At 41.2% G+C, this 15,307-nt stretch carries 16 protein-coding genes and 1 pseudogene; 13 read left to right on the top strand and 4 right to left on the bottom strand.

Going from position 1 to position 15,307, the window contains the following annotated elements:
* Positions 1–73 precede the first annotated feature (73 nt).
* The 3 genes and pseudogenes from KFQ09_RS04200 to KFQ09_RS04190 all read left to right on the top strand — a co-directional run bounded on the left by KFQ09_RS04200 (position 74) and on the right by KFQ09_RS04190 (position 3,898).
* On the top strand, positions 74–922 hold the full coding sequence (locus KFQ09_RS04200) for a CvfB family protein (RefSeq protein WP_213406563.1): 849 nt from the start codon (positions 74–76) through the stop codon (positions 920–922).
* Positions 923–1,275: 353 nt separating this feature from the next.
* Positions 1,276–2,241: pseudogene (locus tag KFQ09_RS04195) on the top strand (BMP family protein); the annotation flags it as partial.
* 7 nt (positions 2,242–2,248) lie between these two features.
* The gene (locus tag KFQ09_RS04190; protein ID WP_255836042.1) at positions 2,249–3,898 is read left to right on the top strand and encodes a methyl-accepting chemotaxis protein; all 1,650 of its coding nucleotides are present in this window, start codon (positions 2,249–2,251) and stop codon (positions 3,896–3,898) included.
* 41 nt (positions 3,899–3,939) lie between these two features.
* On the opposite strand, the gene KFQ09_RS04185 is transcribed toward KFQ09_RS04190, so the two are convergent.
* Complete coding sequence (locus KFQ09_RS04185; protein WP_008348544.1) at positions 3,940–4,797, bottom strand: DegV family protein; 858 nt, start codon at positions 4,795–4,797, stop codon at positions 3,940–3,942.
* A 141-nt stretch (positions 4,798–4,938) separates the two neighbouring features.
* On the opposite strand from KFQ09_RS04185, the gene KFQ09_RS04180 reads away from it, so the two are divergent.
* On the top strand, positions 4,939–5,781 hold the full coding sequence (locus tag KFQ09_RS04180) for a YitT family protein (RefSeq protein WP_025207135.1): 843 nt from the start codon (positions 4,939–4,941) through the stop codon (positions 5,779–5,781).
* Positions 5,782–5,795: 14 nt separating this feature from the next.
* Positions 5,796–6,251: a BsuPI-related putative proteinase inhibitor gene (locus tag KFQ09_RS04175; protein ID WP_008348542.1), complete on the top strand. Its 456-nt coding sequence runs from the start codon at positions 5,796–5,798 to the stop codon at positions 6,249–6,251.
* A gap of 40 nt (positions 6,252–6,291) precedes the next feature.
* Here KFQ09_RS04175 and KFQ09_RS04170 read toward each other — a convergent pair whose 3' ends face one another.
* From KFQ09_RS04170 to KFQ09_RS04160, 3 genes are all read right to left on the bottom strand, one after another.
* Entirely contained in the window at positions 6,292–6,483 is a 192-nt protein-coding gene (locus KFQ09_RS04170; RefSeq protein WP_008348541.1) for a DUF3813 domain-containing protein, read from the bottom strand.
* Entirely contained in the window at positions 6,480–6,632 is a 153-nt protein-coding gene (locus tag KFQ09_RS04165; protein WP_025207136.1) for a hypothetical protein, read from the bottom strand. Before KFQ09_RS04165 ends, KFQ09_RS04170 begins: the two co-directional genes overlap by 4 nt.
* Before the next feature lie 88 nt (positions 6,633–6,720).
* A complete protein-coding gene (locus KFQ09_RS04160; protein WP_008348537.1) occupies positions 6,721–7,533 on the bottom strand; it encodes a Cof-type HAD-IIB family hydrolase in 813 nt (270 codons plus the stop codon).
* A gap of 137 nt (positions 7,534–7,670) precedes the next feature.
* Between KFQ09_RS04160 and KFQ09_RS04155 the strand changes: the two genes are divergently transcribed.
* The 8 genes from KFQ09_RS04155 (at position 7,671) to KFQ09_RS04120 (ending at position 15,274) form a co-directional block, all read left to right on the top strand.
* Entirely contained in the window at positions 7,671–8,456 is a 786-nt protein-coding gene (locus KFQ09_RS04155) for an alpha/beta fold hydrolase (protein ID WP_041507472.1), read from the top strand.
* Positions 8,457–8,502: 46 nt separating this feature from the next.
* On the top strand, positions 8,503–8,811 hold the full coding sequence (locus KFQ09_RS04150) for a metal-sulfur cluster assembly factor (RefSeq protein ID WP_003211530.1): 309 nt from the start codon (positions 8,503–8,505) through the stop codon (positions 8,809–8,811).
* A gap of 116 nt (positions 8,812–8,927) precedes the next feature.
* Complete coding sequence (locus KFQ09_RS04145) at positions 8,928–10,373, top strand: FAD-binding oxidoreductase (protein WP_255836041.1); 1,446 nt, start codon at positions 8,928–8,930, stop codon at positions 10,371–10,373.
* Positions 10,370–10,918, top strand: a complete 549-nt coding sequence (locus tag KFQ09_RS04140; RefSeq protein ID WP_048001695.1) for an MFS transporter — start codon at positions 10,370–10,372, stop codon at positions 10,916–10,918. Before KFQ09_RS04145 ends, KFQ09_RS04140 begins: the two co-directional genes overlap by 4 nt.
* Positions 10,919–11,056: 138 nt before the next feature.
* A complete protein-coding gene (argC, locus tag KFQ09_RS04135; protein WP_202734568.1) occupies positions 11,057–12,094 on the top strand; it encodes an N-acetyl-gamma-glutamyl-phosphate reductase in 1,038 nt (345 codons plus the stop codon).
* A gap of 20 nt (positions 12,095–12,114) precedes the next feature.
* On the top strand, positions 12,115–13,335 hold the full coding sequence (gene argJ, locus KFQ09_RS04130; protein ID WP_007499060.1) for a bifunctional ornithine acetyltransferase/N-acetylglutamate synthase: 1,221 nt from the start codon (positions 12,115–12,117) through the stop codon (positions 13,333–13,335).
* Between the two features lie 14 nt (positions 13,336–13,349).
* Positions 13,350–14,126, top strand: coding sequence for an acetylglutamate kinase (gene argB, locus KFQ09_RS04125; RefSeq protein WP_017360181.1), 777 nt, complete (start codon positions 13,350–13,352; stop codon positions 14,124–14,126).
* Positions 14,123–15,274, top strand: a complete 1,152-nt coding sequence (locus KFQ09_RS04120) for an acetylornithine transaminase (RefSeq protein WP_255836040.1) — start codon at positions 14,123–14,125, stop codon at positions 15,272–15,274. The genes argB and KFQ09_RS04120 overlap by 4 nt, the downstream gene beginning before the upstream one ends.
* The last annotated feature ends 33 nt before the right edge of the window (positions 15,275–15,307 follow it).

The raw sequence follows: 15,307 nt of genomic DNA, 5'->3' as shown, positions 1-15,307 counted from the left end.
GAAGTATAGTAGAATAAAGTGAATCAAAAGATGAACGAACGCTCTTTTAAGGGCAGATAGGAAGGAAGAGAACATGAGACCAGGTGAGCAACTGACCTTGCAAATAGATAACGAGATGGAATACGGCTACTTTTTAACAGATGGCGAAGATTCTGTCCTCCTACATCGCAGTGAGATGACAGAGGATATTGGAGATCGTGTTGAAGTAGAGGTCTACTTATATGTAGATCATGAGGAAAGACTGGCAGCGACGATGAAAATTCCTAAAATCAATGCACATACATACGACTGGGTAGAAGTTGTAGACGTTGTAGAAGATATGGGTGCTTTTGTCGATATAGGTTTGTCAAAGGATGCACTTGTTGCAACTGAACACCTCCCGCCTTTTGAGGAAGCGTGGCCGAAAAAAGGCGACAAACTATACTGTATGCTCAAAGTGACAAGTTACGGGAGAATGTTCGCAAAACCAGCCACTGAAGATGTGATCAGTGAATTGTTTACTGAGGCGCCAGAAACGTTAATGAACAAAGAAATCACGGGGACAATTTATCGCTTAATTGCGACAGGTTCCTTTATGCTGACTGATACAGGGATTAGAGGATTTATCCATCGTACTGAGCGGAAAGAAGAACCAAGACTCGGATCGACCGTGACTGGACGCGTGATTGCAGTGAAAGAGGATGGAACTGTCAATGTGTCACTGCTTCCGAGAAAGCAGGATGCGTTATCAGTCGATGCAGAAGAAATCTTAACTTATATGAGAACGAGAAACGGTGCAATGCCTTACGGGGATAAAAGTGATCCAGAAGATATCCGGGAAAGATTTCAAATGAGTAAAGCAGCCTTCAAACGAGCATTAGGTCATCTGATGAAAAATGATCTTGTTTACCAAAAAGAAGGATGGACATACGAGAAAAAGTGAGCATTTGCTCACTTTCAGCGTGTAGACAAACCCTCGCATTCTTTGTCAGTCCTGCGCGCTGGTACTCACGAATGTCAAATTCGCTCCGTGCCAGTGCTCGTAATTCCTAGACTGCAAAGGTTTTCTATCACGCTGAAAAGAAGACAAAGGGCTAAAATCAAGTTCATTTTAGCCCTTTGTCAACAATCTAAAGTGAGCATTTGCTCACTTTTTTTATTTTTGTCATAAATAATGGTTTTTTTCAGTGAAAAAAGTCATGAAAAAAGCTGAAAATCCTTCACTTTATCATTGAAACAATGACTCTCAAATCCGATAAATAAGGGGTAAGGATGATAAAAGGAGTGTGTTTTTGGATGAAAGTGAAGATTTCATTACTTCTGATGGCAGCTATGATCATGGTACTCGCCTCATGCAGCAATCAGCAGGGAGGACCCCCGGTATCAAATACGAAGCATATTGGTGTCATGCTGACGGATGATGGTCTTGGTGATCAATCATTTAACGATTCATCATTTAAAGGATTAGAAAAAGCACGTGATGAGCTTGGCATTGAATTCGATTATAGAGAAATTGCAGAAACCGATACATATGAAAAAGGGCTGACCGAGCTTGTGAAAGATGGAAATGACCTGATCATCGGTGTAGGTTTCAGTATGCAAGAAGACTTAGAAAAGGTAGCGAAAAAATATCCGAAAAAGCAATTTTTACTCATTGATGCTGTGTCTGAACTGAAAAATGTCACATCAGTGACTTTTAAAGAAGAGCAGGGCAGCTATTTAGCGGGAGCTCTTGCTGCCATGACAACAAAAAGTGATGTTATTGGTTTTGTGGGCGGAGTCGATGCAGAGGTGATCCACCGATTTGAACAAGGCTATCAAAAAGGCGCAAAATCAGTGAATCCGAAAATCAAGGTCGTATCCACGTATGCTGGCACATTTAGTGATGCAGGCAAAGGCAGTAAAATAGCGAAAGACATGATCAAAAAGAAAGCAGATGTTTTATATGCCGCAGCCGGTTATACGGGTGTTGGTGTATTAAAAGAAGCGCAAACGCAAGGCAAATATGCAATCGGCGTGGACAGCGATCAGTATTATACAGCTGAAAAAGCCGTTATTTCGTCTATGGTCAAAAAAGTAGATGAAGTCGTCTATCAATTCAGCGAACAGCTCGTCAAAAGCAGCAACATCAAAAGCGGGCATATCGTATATGACTTAAGTAATGACGGAATCGATATGGCAAGAATCCGGGTGCTCAAAGATGCTGAGAAATTGACCAAAAAATTAAATGGACTGAAGCAAACACTTCTGAAAGAAGAGGGGCAGCATCATGAGCTTACGCATCAAAATTTTGCTCAACTCACTCATTTCACTTCTTTTAGCGGTTGGCGTAATTGCCTTTATTATTGTGAGCATGACAAAGATTCAGTCATCAAGCGAAACAGAAGTTCAAACCTTACTGAACGTACAAAAAACGAAGGCCAGCTTTGAAAGTGTCGAACAAGCCATGACCAATTATTCCATGACCCTTTCAGATGAACAGCTAGAGGTCGTTCAAACCGATATATCGACAGCGAAAAAACAGCTGCAAACGTTAAACAAAAACGCAGGAAATATGAACAAAGAAGCCCTCACACGGTTAAATTCAAAGTTTGACACATGGACGCAAGAAGCAAACAATGCCATTGGTGAAAAAAATGCCTCTGATGCCAGACGAGTGGCTGCCAGAATTGACGGTGTTTTAAACGACGTGCATACGATGAATAAAAGAGCACAAGAAGCGTATGAATACCATTTAGAGGAGGCGGCAGACAATGTGCAAAGGATCATCACAAGCGCATCTGTCGCAGCCCTCACGCTGATTGTCATCGCCGTCTTTTTAAATATTGGTTTAACGAGATCCATTGTGACACCAATCAAATCCCTTTCTTACCGGGCAAAACAGATTGCCGAAGGAAACCTCGCTGTGGAGCGGATGAACATCAAGCGGAAAGATGAAATCGGTGGCTTAAATGAGTCGTTCAATCAAATGACGGATCAGCTGATTAGCTTGATTCAAGAAATCAGTCATGTCTCAAGTCAAGTGGAATCGTTCTCGATTCAGCTAGATGATGAAAACAAAAAGCTTATGGAATCGGCCAATCAAGTGTCTGTATCGACAGACGAAATGGCGAATGGTTCACAAGCGATTTCAGAAGACCTTCAGCATGGCGTTAGTTTGATTGAGAAAATGGATTCACATGGCCGTAAGAATTCCGAAAGATCACATACAGTCATCCGTAGTACAGAGGATGCCATTGAAGCGGTGGAAAGCGGAAAGCACACGTTAACAGAAACAAAAGCAGCCATTGAAAAAAATACACGTGCGACGAGACAAATTGAAGAGTCAGCAGGAGAATTCACTCAGTACGCAAGCGGAATCTCCGCAATGGCCAAAACGGTTTCTGACATTGCGGACCAGACAAACCTCCTCTCGCTCAATGCGGCGATTGAAGCGGCAAGAGCAGGAGAAGCTGGCAAAGGGTTTGCCGTCGTAGCGGACGAAATCCGTAAGCTCGCAGATGAATCATCTCGTGCAACAAGACAAATTTTTGACATGGTGAGTCATATTGAAAAAGGCATTCAATCCATTAGCCAAACTGTACAAGAAGGGGTCAAGCTATCACTTCAGCAGCAAGATGCAATGGACAAAACCTCACACTCCTTTGAAGATATAGAAACAAAAGCACAACATATTAAGCAAGAAATGGCGGTCTTAAATGACCAAATTATTCAATCAACAGAGCTTGGCGGACAAGTGCTGAACTCGATTGAAAATATTAGTGCCGTTGTAGAAGAAACGGCAGCGGGCAGCGAAGAAATTTCTGCCTCGGCAAACGAACAACTGCAATCTTTCCATCAAATGAACAAACAAGTAGAAGAACTGATGAGTATGACGGCAAGGTTAAACGAAACCGTTCACCGATTTAAGCTATCATAAGAAAAGCACCCTTCCCGTGATGTTTCAGGGAAGGGTGCTTTTTATGATGGGCTGCCTGTAAAGAAGATGGCAAGTGTGCTAGGGCCTGAGTGGGACCCGACAGCCGCGCCGATGACCTGGATGTCGATTTCTTTTGGATGAAATTCGGCTTCGATTAATTGTCTCATTTCTTCTGCAAGTGCAGGGTCATCTCCATGACTAATGCCAACAGTTTGACTAGACCAGTCAGATCCGCGTTCTTTCATCAGCTCGATAATGCGTTTCAATAATTTTTTACGGCCACGAATTTTTTCAAGGGGTATCAGTTTTCCATCCTCAACGTGTAAAATGGGTTTAATACTTAACAATCCGCCAACAAATGCGGACGCTTTACTGATTCTTCCGCCTCTTGCTAAATACGATAAATCGTCTACAGTAAAAATATGTTGTAAAGATTCACAAAAATGCTTTACAGACGTTTCAATTTCTTGTATTGTATTTCCGTCAATGGCAAGTGATTGAGCGTGTTTGACAGCTAGTCCATAACCAAGTGAAGCACATTTAGAATCAATGATTCGTAAATCGAAATCAGGGTATTCTTCCTTCACTTCGTTTGCCATCATCACAGCGGTTTGGTATGTACCTGAAAGCTCTGATGAAAAGGCAACATAGATAGCGGATGTATGGGTTTGTGCTGCAGAAACAAAGGCTTCTTTGATCCGATTCGGTGAAGCTTGTGATGTTTTTGGACTTGCACCTTGTCTCATCGCATCAAATACTTGTTTTGGTTCAATGGTGATCAAATCCTCAAATTCCTGCTCGCCGAGTAATACACGCAGCGGAATGAGTGTCATGTTTTGTTCATCATAATAAGAAAGAGGCAGATCAGCAGCACTGTCTGCTATGATATGAACGGTCATCAAAATCCCTTCTTTCTAAAAAAATCAACCATATTTTACATCTTTTTAGCCTAACTATATCATAGAAAATCATCTTTTCGTGTTCAAATTCTAAATTTTAGGGAAAACCATAGAGAGAATGGTAAGTGGAGGAATGACAACATGTTCATTGGAGAAGCAAAAAAACTCATCGTCGTCGTCATTGGTGCCTTACTCAATGCGATTGGGCTGAATTTATTTTTAATCCCTGCTGACGTATATGCAAGTGGTTTTACGGGGGTAGCCCAGCTGTTATCCAGTTTAATCGATCAATATGCACCGTTTTATTTATCAACAGGGATCCTGTTATTTATTTTAAACATTCCGGTCGGCATTTTAGGCTGGATGAAGGTTGGTCGTTCCTTTACTTTGTATAGCATTATTAGTGTGGCACTGACAACTATTTTCCTCGGCATTTTACCAGAGACAAGTGTTTCTGAAGATATTTTATTAAATGCTGTATTTGGCGGAGTCATTTCTGCACTTGGCATTGGGATTACACTGAAATATGGGGCATCTACAGGCGGCCTTGACATTATTGCGATGATTTTAGCGAAATGGAAAGACAAACCAGTCGGCACGTATTTCTTCATTTTAAACGGAATTATCATTTTTACAGCAGGATTGTTACAAGGTTGGGAGAAAGCTTTATATACCCTTGTCACATTATATGTGACGACTAGGGTAATTGATGCCATCCATACGAGACATGAAAAGCTGACCGCCATGATTGTGACAAAGAAAGCAGATGAAATCAAAGAAGCCATTTATGGAAAAATGGTCAGAGGTATTACGACTGTTCCGGCCAAAGGGGCATTTACCAATGAACAAAAAGAAATGATGGTCATTGTCATTACAAGGTATGAGCTGTATGAACTTGAACAAATTATAAAGGAAGTCGATCCAAAAGCCTTTACAAATATTGTTCAAACAACCAATATTCTTGGATTTTTCAGACGAGATTAAAAGGTGGGTAGAAGATGAAAAAAGGGTTAGTGCTTTTTCTCGTTCTATTGGTTTTAACAGCTTGTGGGCAACAAAAAAAGGATGAACCAGACAAGGAGGTATCCGGTCAAATGGGAGAAAAAACCGTTGTACTCACAGTAGACCCCGTCCAAAAAGGTTCTTCGGTTCAATTTCATATGTCACTAAAAAATGAATCAGATCGAGATATTGAATTCACGTTTAACACAAGCCAAAAATTCGAATTGAGTGTGTACGATGAAGATGGAAATGAAAAATACCGTTACTCGAAAGACCGTATGTTTACACAAGCTATCCAATCCTTTGTGCTGAAAGCAGATGAAACATATGACTTCCAAGATACGTGGTCAAACGGTGTGGAGCCGGGAACGTATGAAGCGGTCGTCACATTTAAAGGAAAAGCAGAAGGGCTAAAGCAAATCACTGAGAAGAAAACGTTCCAAGTGAAATAAGCATAAGAAAAGCTGTCCACAAAGCGGACAGCTTTTTTCGTTAAAGATCATCAAGCAGGTCTTGGAACGTATGCAGCTGGTTTCTTTCTGCATCTGTCGAATTAGCAAATGCAGATGATACGGCGTTTTTAGCTCGCTGAACTGCTTGTTGACGCTCTAAACCAGATGGAAATGAAGAAGTAAGGGCTTCCTCAGTAAATGATTTGGCTTGATCAAAAAGTTCGTTTCTCACAATGAACCTCCAGAAGCATCAGTCTTCATATTTCCCCTGTCCTCCGTAGCTTCTTCAAGTGTGGAACGATACGGAAAACGTGCGTCATGTAGACTGACTGAATCTTTACCTTGTTGTATAAAGCGTTTCGATTTGCTTCTTTTACCCATTCGGAATCCGCCCCTTTACACAAGCTGACAGGACAACCTGTCTAACGGTAGTATGCCCGCTTCGACCTGCTATGTATGAATGGAAAAATTAAAGCGAGAAGTAATTCGTTAGGAATTTTGCAATCCCATCTTGTTCATTCGTATCTGTCACTTCATTAGAGACGCGTTTCACTGCATCAATCCCGTTGCCCATTGCAACCCCGCATCCAGCAAATTCAAGCATCTCTAAATCATTGTCTTCATCTCCGAATGCCACAATCCGCTCCTGAGGCACACCGTAATAATCACTGATCTTTTGCAGTCCAACGGCTTTGTTCATACCTGTTTTAATGATTTCAATGACGTGCCACGGAGCAGCCCAGCGTCTGTGGTCAATCACTTCTGCATGAACATCTGTCAAATAGCTCCGAATCGCTCCGACGTCTTCTTCTTTTGCGTGAATTAAGACGCTTGTGACATTCTCTCCAAGATTGTTCCGAAGGTCTCCAACGGTCACTTTGTTTGCATTCATATTAAATATATCAATGAGCTTTTCATCATGATAATGGAAATACAAATCGTCTAGCACTTCAGCTAACACATTGTGTACTTTATATTCCTCACTAATATCCACAAGCTGTTTCACGACTTGAAGATCAAGTGATGTGTGAAATCTGCCCCATTTTTCATCAAGAGGATGATGGACAAACGCTCCATTAAAGTTCACAATCGGTGAATCGAGCTGCAATTGCTGATAATAAGGAGAGCTGGAACGAAATGGCCGGCCAGTTGAAATACAGACATGATGCCCGCTGTCTTTCACTTTTTGAATGACATCAAGTGTGTGTGCAGAAATCGTTTTATCGTCTTTTAATAACGTGCCATCCAGGTCAAGTGCGATTAGATAAGGTTTAGTCTCCATAAAATCTCCTTTGATCTGTAAGTAATAGGAGGCAGCTGGTGCGGGTGCCTCCACCTATAGTGTATCTTTATCACATCTTCGTTGTCTACATGTTAAAATAAACAAAGACGGGAATGATAAAGGAGGATTCATAGGCTGTGATCACCATTGATGAGCAAATGACACACGATATTCCATTTTTACATATCGTAAAAGCTGAAAATAAAGATAAACCGATGCCACTTGTATTTTTTATACATGGATTTACAAGTGCACGCGAGCACAACTTACACTTCGCCTTTCATTTGGCGGAAAAAGGCATGAGAGTCATTTTGCCTGACTGTGCTTATCATGGTGTAAGATCAGAAAACCTCAGCTTAGAGGAGCTGGCATCAAAGTTTTGGGAAATCGTCCTGAACGAAATACGTGAAATCGATATCTTAAAAACATATTTTCAAGAAAAACAATTGATTGAAGCCGATCTAATAGGTGTTGCAGGTACTTCCATGGGAGGCATCACGACCTTTGGTGCACTCGCAAAACATGATTGGATTAAAGCGGCAGTCAGCTTGATGGGCAGTCCGAAATATACGACATTCCTACAAGCACAAATTATGGACATGCGGCACAAAGGGTTGATGAAAGAGATTACAGATGAAGAGGTTCATCAGCAATTAGACGCGCTGCGTCCTTATGATTTAACGCTACAAACAGATCGATTAAACAAAAGACCGCTGTTATTCTGGCATGCAGAAAACGATCCAGTTGTCCCTTACAGACATGCAAAAGCTCTTTATGACGAGTTAGCAGAAACCCAATATAAAGAAGATCCGCACCTGATTCGTTTTATTACAGATGGACAGGCTGGCCATAAGGTCTCAAGACAAGCGATGTTTGAAACGATTGATTGGTTTGTGACACACCTGAAAAGCACAAACGTTTAGCCAAAAGGAAAAGTACGTTATACTAGTTGAAAAAGGAGTGGATATCATGGATGAAGCATTGAAAGAAAATATTTTAGGCGCCCTAGAACAGGTGATTGACCCTGAGTTAAACGTAGACATCGTCAACCTTGGACTTGTCTATGATGTCGATCTTGATGAGAATGGAAAAGCGGATATCACAATGACTTTAACATCAATGGGCTGTCCTCTTGCACCAGTTATCGTGGATGAAGTGAAAAAAGCATTGAGCGACTTGCCTGAAGTGAAGGAAACTGAAGTTCACATCGTATGGAATCCACCTTGGACACGTGACAAAATGTCAAGATACGCTAAAATTGCGCTTGGTATTCAATAAGTAAATACGACCTGGTATGAGTAGAACTCGTACCAGGTTTTTTTATGAAAAATTAAGGTAGAGGAGGAGTATGGCTTGATATAATGGATGTAATTTTATAGAACGGAGTACCTATAATGAAACGAAAGTGGATATGGATCGTCCTTTTGATGGGATATGGTGCTGCCTTTTTTGCATCAGTCTCTATACGTGAAGATCAAGCACACAAAAGACAAGGACTTGAGGCGTTTACAGATGTGAGTCACCTCATGCCGGTCAAAATAAAAAAAGTCGTGCAAGGAAAAGAAATAGAATCTTTAAAAGAAGTATTAGAAGAAGCAAAAGAGAAGAATCTGCCCATTTCAATCGCCGGAAAGCAGCATAGTATGGGCGGCCACACGTATTATGAAAATGGCATTGTACTAGACATGACGAAATTTCGCCGAATCGTATCATTTAATGAAAAAAAGAAGACCATTCGGGTCCAGAGCGGCGCCACATGGGATGATATTCAAACATATGTGAACCCATATGGTCTTGCAGTAAAGGTGATGCAATCTCAAAACATCTTTACGATTGGTGGCTCGTTAAGTGCAAATGCACATGGACGTGACATTCGCTACGGCTCACTTATTGACACTGTGCGCTCTTTCACACTGTTAAAAGCAGATGGAGAGATCATCACAGTAAAGCCTAGCGATGATTTATTTACTGCCGTGATTGGAGGATACGGCTTATTCGGTGTCATTTTAGATGTTGAGCTGTCCTTAACAAAGGATGAATTATATAAAATGGAGACAACCTCTCTACACTTCGATGAATACACTGATTATTTTCAAAAGCATGTAAAGAACAATAAAGAAGTGCGCATGCATCTCGCAAGAATCTCTACAGCGAAAACAAATTTTTTGAAAGAGATGTATGTGACGAATTATTCACTTACTTCTGATCAACAGATCGATCCATACCGCGAGCTCAAAGAAGATCAGCTCGTCATCCCTTTAAAATTTATGCTCGGCCTTTCGAGAAGATTTGATATGGGGAAAGATTTGCTATGGAACTTGCAAAAGAAGTATTTTCAAAGTCAAAATGACCAGCTGATCACAAGAAATAACGTGATGCGGTCTGATTCTGCTTTTTTAGAATATGAAAATGAGTCAGATACCGATGTGCTTCAAGAATACTTTGTTCCAGTTGATCGTTTTCGTGCGTATATCGATGACATGAGAAGCTTTTTACAACAGGAAAAATTGAATTTAATGAACATCACGATCCGTTACGTACAAAAAAATGAAAAAGCGGATCTCTCATATGCGAAAGAAGATATGTTTGCACTTGTTTTGTTAGTGAATTATGGTTTTGAGAAAGAAGAGAAGGCAGAAGCAGAGCGGGTCATCCGGCAAATGACAGATATCACCTTGCGGCACCATGGAAGCTATTACTTACCATACATGCCTTATCAAACGAAAGCACAAATGAAACAAGCGTATCCAAAAACCGATCTATTCTTTCAAAAGAAAAAGCAAGCAGATCCAGATGGCAGATTTATCAACTACTTTTATGAAAGGTACAATACACAATGAATGCTAAAGCAATGAAATGGTTCGTCTATTCACAAAGTCTACTGTTTTTCGCCAGTAGTCTCATTTTCCCTTTTTATATTCTTTTTATTAAAAATGTTGGGTCGAGCTATTCTCAATTTGGTCTTGCTTATGGTCTGTTTGGTTTGAGCGGTGCGTTCATTCATTTATTATTAGGAAAACTTCCTGAAACGACCGACAGGCGTCTCTTTTTAATCATTCATTCGTTTGGTATGGCGTTTCTTCTTCTCCTTTTTCCACATATCACAGAAGTAGAGCAAGTTTATATGATTCAGATTGCCTTAGGTGTGCTAGGTGGTGTTCAGAAGCACGGAGAGAAACTGCTCGTCACCGAACTCACAAATGAGAAGAAGCGAATGAAAGAAGTTGGGCACTATCATTTTTGGACAGCGCTTTTTTCATCTATCGCCATCATGCTTGGCGGCCTGTTTGCTGATTTTTTCACCATTCATTTGATTTTTTATGCAAGTTCCCTATTATATTTATGCAGTGCGCTTTTGGTTCTCAATATGAAGAACAATAGATAAAATCCGCATGTCTCACGAAGATATGTGGATTTTTTTATGAAAAAAAATGAAAACAAATATTAAATATACAATTGAATTAATTTTTATACATGTTATAATGTTAAATAATTTCACAAAGATCAAGAGGGTGTATTGACGTTGAAAATAGGTGTTATAGGTGCTACAGGGTACGGTGGTGCGGAATTAGTTCGTATCTTTAAGCAGCATCCACATGTGGAGGAATGTATATTGTATTCATCAAGTGGTGATGGACAATTATACAGTCAATCTTATCCGCATCTGACAACGATTACTGACCAAACATTAAAAGCCATTGATCCGGCTGCCATTGTGCAAGAAACAGATGCTGTGTTTTTAGCGACACCAGCAGGCGTTTCAAGTGAACTCACACCGAAGCTCATGAATCAAGGAGTGCCAATTATTGATTTATCAGGTGACTTGCGCATTCAAGATGGAACTGTTTATGAAGCGTGGTATAAACGAAGGGCAGCGGATGAAGCATCGGTTCAACAAGCTGTATACGGATTATCTGAATTGAATCGTGAAACCATTAAGCAAGCGGAAGTCATTGCAAACCCAGGCTGCTTTCCTACTGCAGTTCTTCTAGGATTAGCACCGCTGATGAAACAGAATTTAATCGATGAATCTATGATCATAATAGATGCAAAAACCGGGGTGTCCGGTGCAGGACGATCAGCCTCACTTGGCACACATTTTTCAGAGCTGAACGATAACTTTAAAATTTATAAGGTGAATGAACATCAGCACACACCTGAAATAGAACAAGTACTTAGAGAATGGAACCCGCAAACGGCGAACATCACATTTTCAACACACCTTGTCCCGATGACAAGAGGGATTATGGCGACGATGTATACACAATTGAAAGCAGATGTCACAAAAGAAGAATTAATGAAACGGATGAAGGACTTTTATGAAGATTCCTATTTTGTAAGAGTGAGAGATCATGGGATATATCCGCAAACAAAAGAAGTATACGGCAGTAACTTCTGTGACATTGGTTTTCATTTAGATGAGCGAACAGGCAGACTGACGATTGTATCTGTCATAGATAATCTCATGAAAGGCGCAGCCGGCCAAGCGGTTCAAAACTTCAATATCATCAAAGGCTTACATGAAGAGGCGGGCCTCACAATGACACCTCTCTATCCATAAGAACAGGGGAGACAACAAACATGATCGAATTGAATGAAAAAAGTATTGTCAAAATAGACGGGGACGTATCATCACCAAAAGGTTTTGAAGCAAAGGGGATTCATATAGGATTACGCTATTCAAAAAAAGACCTTGGCTTGATCATCAGTGAAGTACCAGCAGCGAGTGCAGCGGTATACACTCAAAGTCACTTTCAAGCTGCGCCTCTTCAAGTCACACAAAAAAGCTTAAAAAAGACGGGCAAACTAAAAGGTGTCATTGTCAATAGTGCCATCGCCAACGCATGCACAGGTGAGCAGGGATTAAAAGATGCATACGACATGCAGGCAGCCTGTGCAGACATGTTAGGCACAGAGCCTGATTACATTGCCGTTTCTTCTACTGGTGTCATTGGAGAGTGTCTGGATATGGATAAAATCAAAACAGGCATCGCTCAGCTAAAAGAAGCAAAAGCAGGAAATGGCCACTTTGAAGAAGCGATTTTAACAACAGATACAGTCATTAAAAATACGACATACTCCTTGACGATAGACGGGAAAGAGATTCTCATTTCTGGTGCAGCAAAGGGCTCTGGTATGATTCATCCGAACATGGCAACAATGCTCGGGTTTGTCACAACCGATGCAAATGTCGAACAAGAAGCTTTGCAAAATGCTCTTCGTGACATTACAGATGTGACGTTTAATCAAATTACCGTCGATGGAGAAACATCAACTAACGATATGGTGCTTGTGATGGCAAATGGAATGGCAGAAAACCAGGCACTGAATGAAGAACATCCAGAATGGCCATTGTTTAAAGAAGGATTAAAACTAGCCTGCGAAGATCTAGCAAAAGAGATTGCAAGAGACGGAGAAGGCGCAACCAAATTAATCGAAGCAAAAGTTGTTGGTGCAAAAAACAACTTAGAAGCTGGTATTATTGCAAAAAAAATCGTAGGTTCAAGTCTTGTGAAAACAGCCGTATACGGTACGGACGCCAACTGGGGCCGGATTGTCGGAGCAATCGGTCATAGCGCAGCTTCTGTCACGCCAGAAGAGGTTGAAGTTTACTTAGGCGGTCAATGTCTGTTTAAACATAATGAACCTCAGTCTTTCTCAGAAGAGGAAGCAAAAGCGTATCTAGAGCAGGATGAGATTACGATTTTCATTCAAATGAATGAAGGAAATGGTGAAGCGGCCGCATGGGGCTGTGACCTTACCTATGATTATGTGAAAATTAACGCGAGCTATCGCACATAATGAAGGAGATAGACATGGATAAAACGATCGTGTTCAAGTGTGGAGGCAGTGTCATTCGAGAACTTTCCGATACCTTTTATGAAAATGTCCGCTCACTTCAAGCTGCTGGATTTAAACTGGCTATCGTACATGGCGGAGGACCTGAAATCACGAGCATGCTGCAAAAATTAGAAGTGAAAACGGAATTTGTAGATGGACAGCGCAAAACAACAAAGCCGGTGTTAGAGGTAGCCGAAATGGTCCTTTCAGGAACGGTGAATAAATACTTTGTTTCAGAGCTGGCAAAGCATGATATATCATCTGTCGGTGTATCTGGTAAAGATGGACAGATGCTTGTCGCCGATTTTCTCGATCAAGATGTATATGGGTACGTTGGCGAAATCAAAGAAGTCAATCCAGAGATGGCAGAAGCACTAATGGAGAAACAATTCATTCCCGTCATTGCGCCGCTATCTATGACCGAAGAATGCCAAACGTTAAATGTAAATGCTGATCTTGCGGCATCAGCAGTCGCAGGAGCTATGAAAGCTGATAAGCTCATGTTTGTCACAGATGTGGAAGGAATTTTAAAAAATGGTGAGCTGTTAGACGTTGTCACCGAACAAGAAGCGCTCAAGCTCATCGATGAAGGCATTATTTCCGGGGGAATGATTCCAAAGGTGCAATCTGCGCTAAGTGCTTTATCAGGAGATGTGGATGAAGTCATGATTGTGAATGGAAAAGGCAGTATTTTTACAGGAGATACCTTTAAAGGAACTCGAATTGTAAAACAAAAGGAGGCGGTCCTGTGAGTCATCTCTTTCAAACGTACGGACGGTGGAATGTTGAAATTAAAGAGGCAGAAGGTTCTTGGGCAGTTGATACAACTGGGAAAAAATATTTAGACTTTATACAAGGCATTGCGGTCACGAATTTAGGTCACAATCATCCAAAGGTCAATCAAGCCATCAAGAAGCAGCTTGACGAGGTCTGGCACGTATCAAATCTATTTGAAAATGGACTGCAAGAAAAAGCAGCGGAAAAGCTGGCAGCCAACAGTTCAGGAGATCTCGTATTTTTCTGCAACAGCGGGGCTGAAGCGAATGAAGGGGCTATCAAATTGGCCCGAAAAGCAACAGGTAAAACAAATATTGTGACGTTTTTGCACTCTTTCCATGGGCGCACGTATGCTGGTATGGCTGCCACAGGTCAAGATAAAATCAAAACTGGTTTTGGACCGATGCTGGAAGGCTTTCATTATGTACCGTTTAATGACCCTGAAGCGATCACAGCGTGTGAAATCGATGATGTCGCAGCGGTCATGCTGGAAGTGGTGCAAGGTGAAGGTGGAGTGAATCCTGCTACTGCTGAATTTCTAGAAGCCGTTCAAACGTTTTGCAAAAAACATCAAGCACTGCTGATTGTAGATGAAATCCAAACGGGTATTGGGCGAACAGGGACAGCATTTGCCTATGAGCAATCGGGACTTGATCCTGATATTATTTCATCCGCAAAAGGTTTAGGAAGTGGGTTTCCAGTCGGTGCAGTGATAGGGAAAAAAGCTTTAGGAGATGCCTTTTCTCCAGGCTCTCATGGCACAACATTTGGTGGCAACATGCTCGCTATGTCAGCTGTGAACGCAACCCTTGATGTAATATTCAAAGAAGACTTTCTTTCAGAAGTGAAAGAAAAGGGTGCGTACCTTTTAAAGAGACTGCAAGAAGTCAAACAGCTGAACATCGTGAAAGAAGTACGGGGCAAAGGATTAATGGCAGGAATTGAGTGTCATCAGCCAGTAGGTGATTACATCACAGCCCTTCGAGAGCAAGGTTTGCTGGTGCTTCCAGCTGGTCCGAATGTCATTCGTTTATTACCTCCACTGAATGTCAAAAAAGTTGAATTGGATCAAGCAATAGAAGCGGTCATTCAAGTGTTAGCAAATGAAACAGTAAAGGTCTAAATTTTTTTACACCAGAACGCATAAACATGCATT

The sequence above is a fragment of the Bacillus sp. FS02 genome (genome assembly GCF_024398395.1).
Lineage (GTDB): Bacteria > Bacillota > Bacilli > Bacillales > Bacillaceae > Bacillus > Bacillus altitudinis.
The sequence above is the reverse complement of the archived record's forward strand: the minus strand, read 5'-3'. Positions and strand labels throughout refer to the sequence as shown.

Excerpts from the sequence above, each read along its gene's own strand:
- argB (WP_017360181.1), top strand. The coding sequence starts at position 13,350 with ATGGATAAAACGATCGTGTTCAAGTGTGGAGGCAGTGTCATTCGAGAA.
- KFQ09_RS04140 (WP_048001695.1), top strand. The coding sequence starts at position 10,370 with ATGAATGCTAAAGCAATGAAATGGTTCGTCTATTCACAAAGTCTACTG.
- KFQ09_RS04160 (WP_008348537.1), bottom strand. The coding sequence starts at position 7,533 with ATGGAGACTAAACCTTATCTAATCGCACTTGACCTGGATGGCACGTTA.
- KFQ09_RS04185 (WP_008348544.1), bottom strand. The coding sequence starts at position 4,797 with ATGACCGTTCATATCATAGCAGACAGTGCTGCTGATCTGCCTCTTTCT.
- KFQ09_RS04190 (WP_255836042.1), top strand. The coding sequence starts at position 2,249 with ATGAGCTTACGCATCAAAATTTTGCTCAACTCACTCATTTCACTTCTT.
- KFQ09_RS04200 (WP_213406563.1), top strand. The coding sequence starts at position 74 with ATGAGACCAGGTGAGCAACTGACCTTGCAAATAGATAACGAGATGGAA.
- KFQ09_RS04145 (WP_255836041.1), top strand. The coding sequence starts at position 8,928 with ATGAAACGAAAGTGGATATGGATCGTCCTTTTGATGGGATATGGTGCT.
- KFQ09_RS04180 (WP_025207135.1), top strand. The coding sequence starts at position 4,939 with ATGTTCATTGGAGAAGCAAAAAAACTCATCGTCGTCGTCATTGGTGCC.
- KFQ09_RS04165 (WP_025207136.1), bottom strand. The coding sequence starts at position 6,632 with ATGGGTAAAAGAAGCAAATCGAAACGCTTTATACAACAAGGTAAAGAT.
- KFQ09_RS04175 (WP_008348542.1), top strand. The coding sequence starts at position 5,796 with ATGAAAAAAGGGTTAGTGCTTTTTCTCGTTCTATTGGTTTTAACAGCT.
- argJ (WP_007499060.1), top strand. The coding sequence starts at position 12,115 with ATGATCGAATTGAATGAAAAAAGTATTGTCAAAATAGACGGGGACGTA.
- KFQ09_RS04150 (WP_003211530.1), top strand. The coding sequence starts at position 8,503 with ATGGATGAAGCATTGAAAGAAAATATTTTAGGCGCCCTAGAACAGGTG.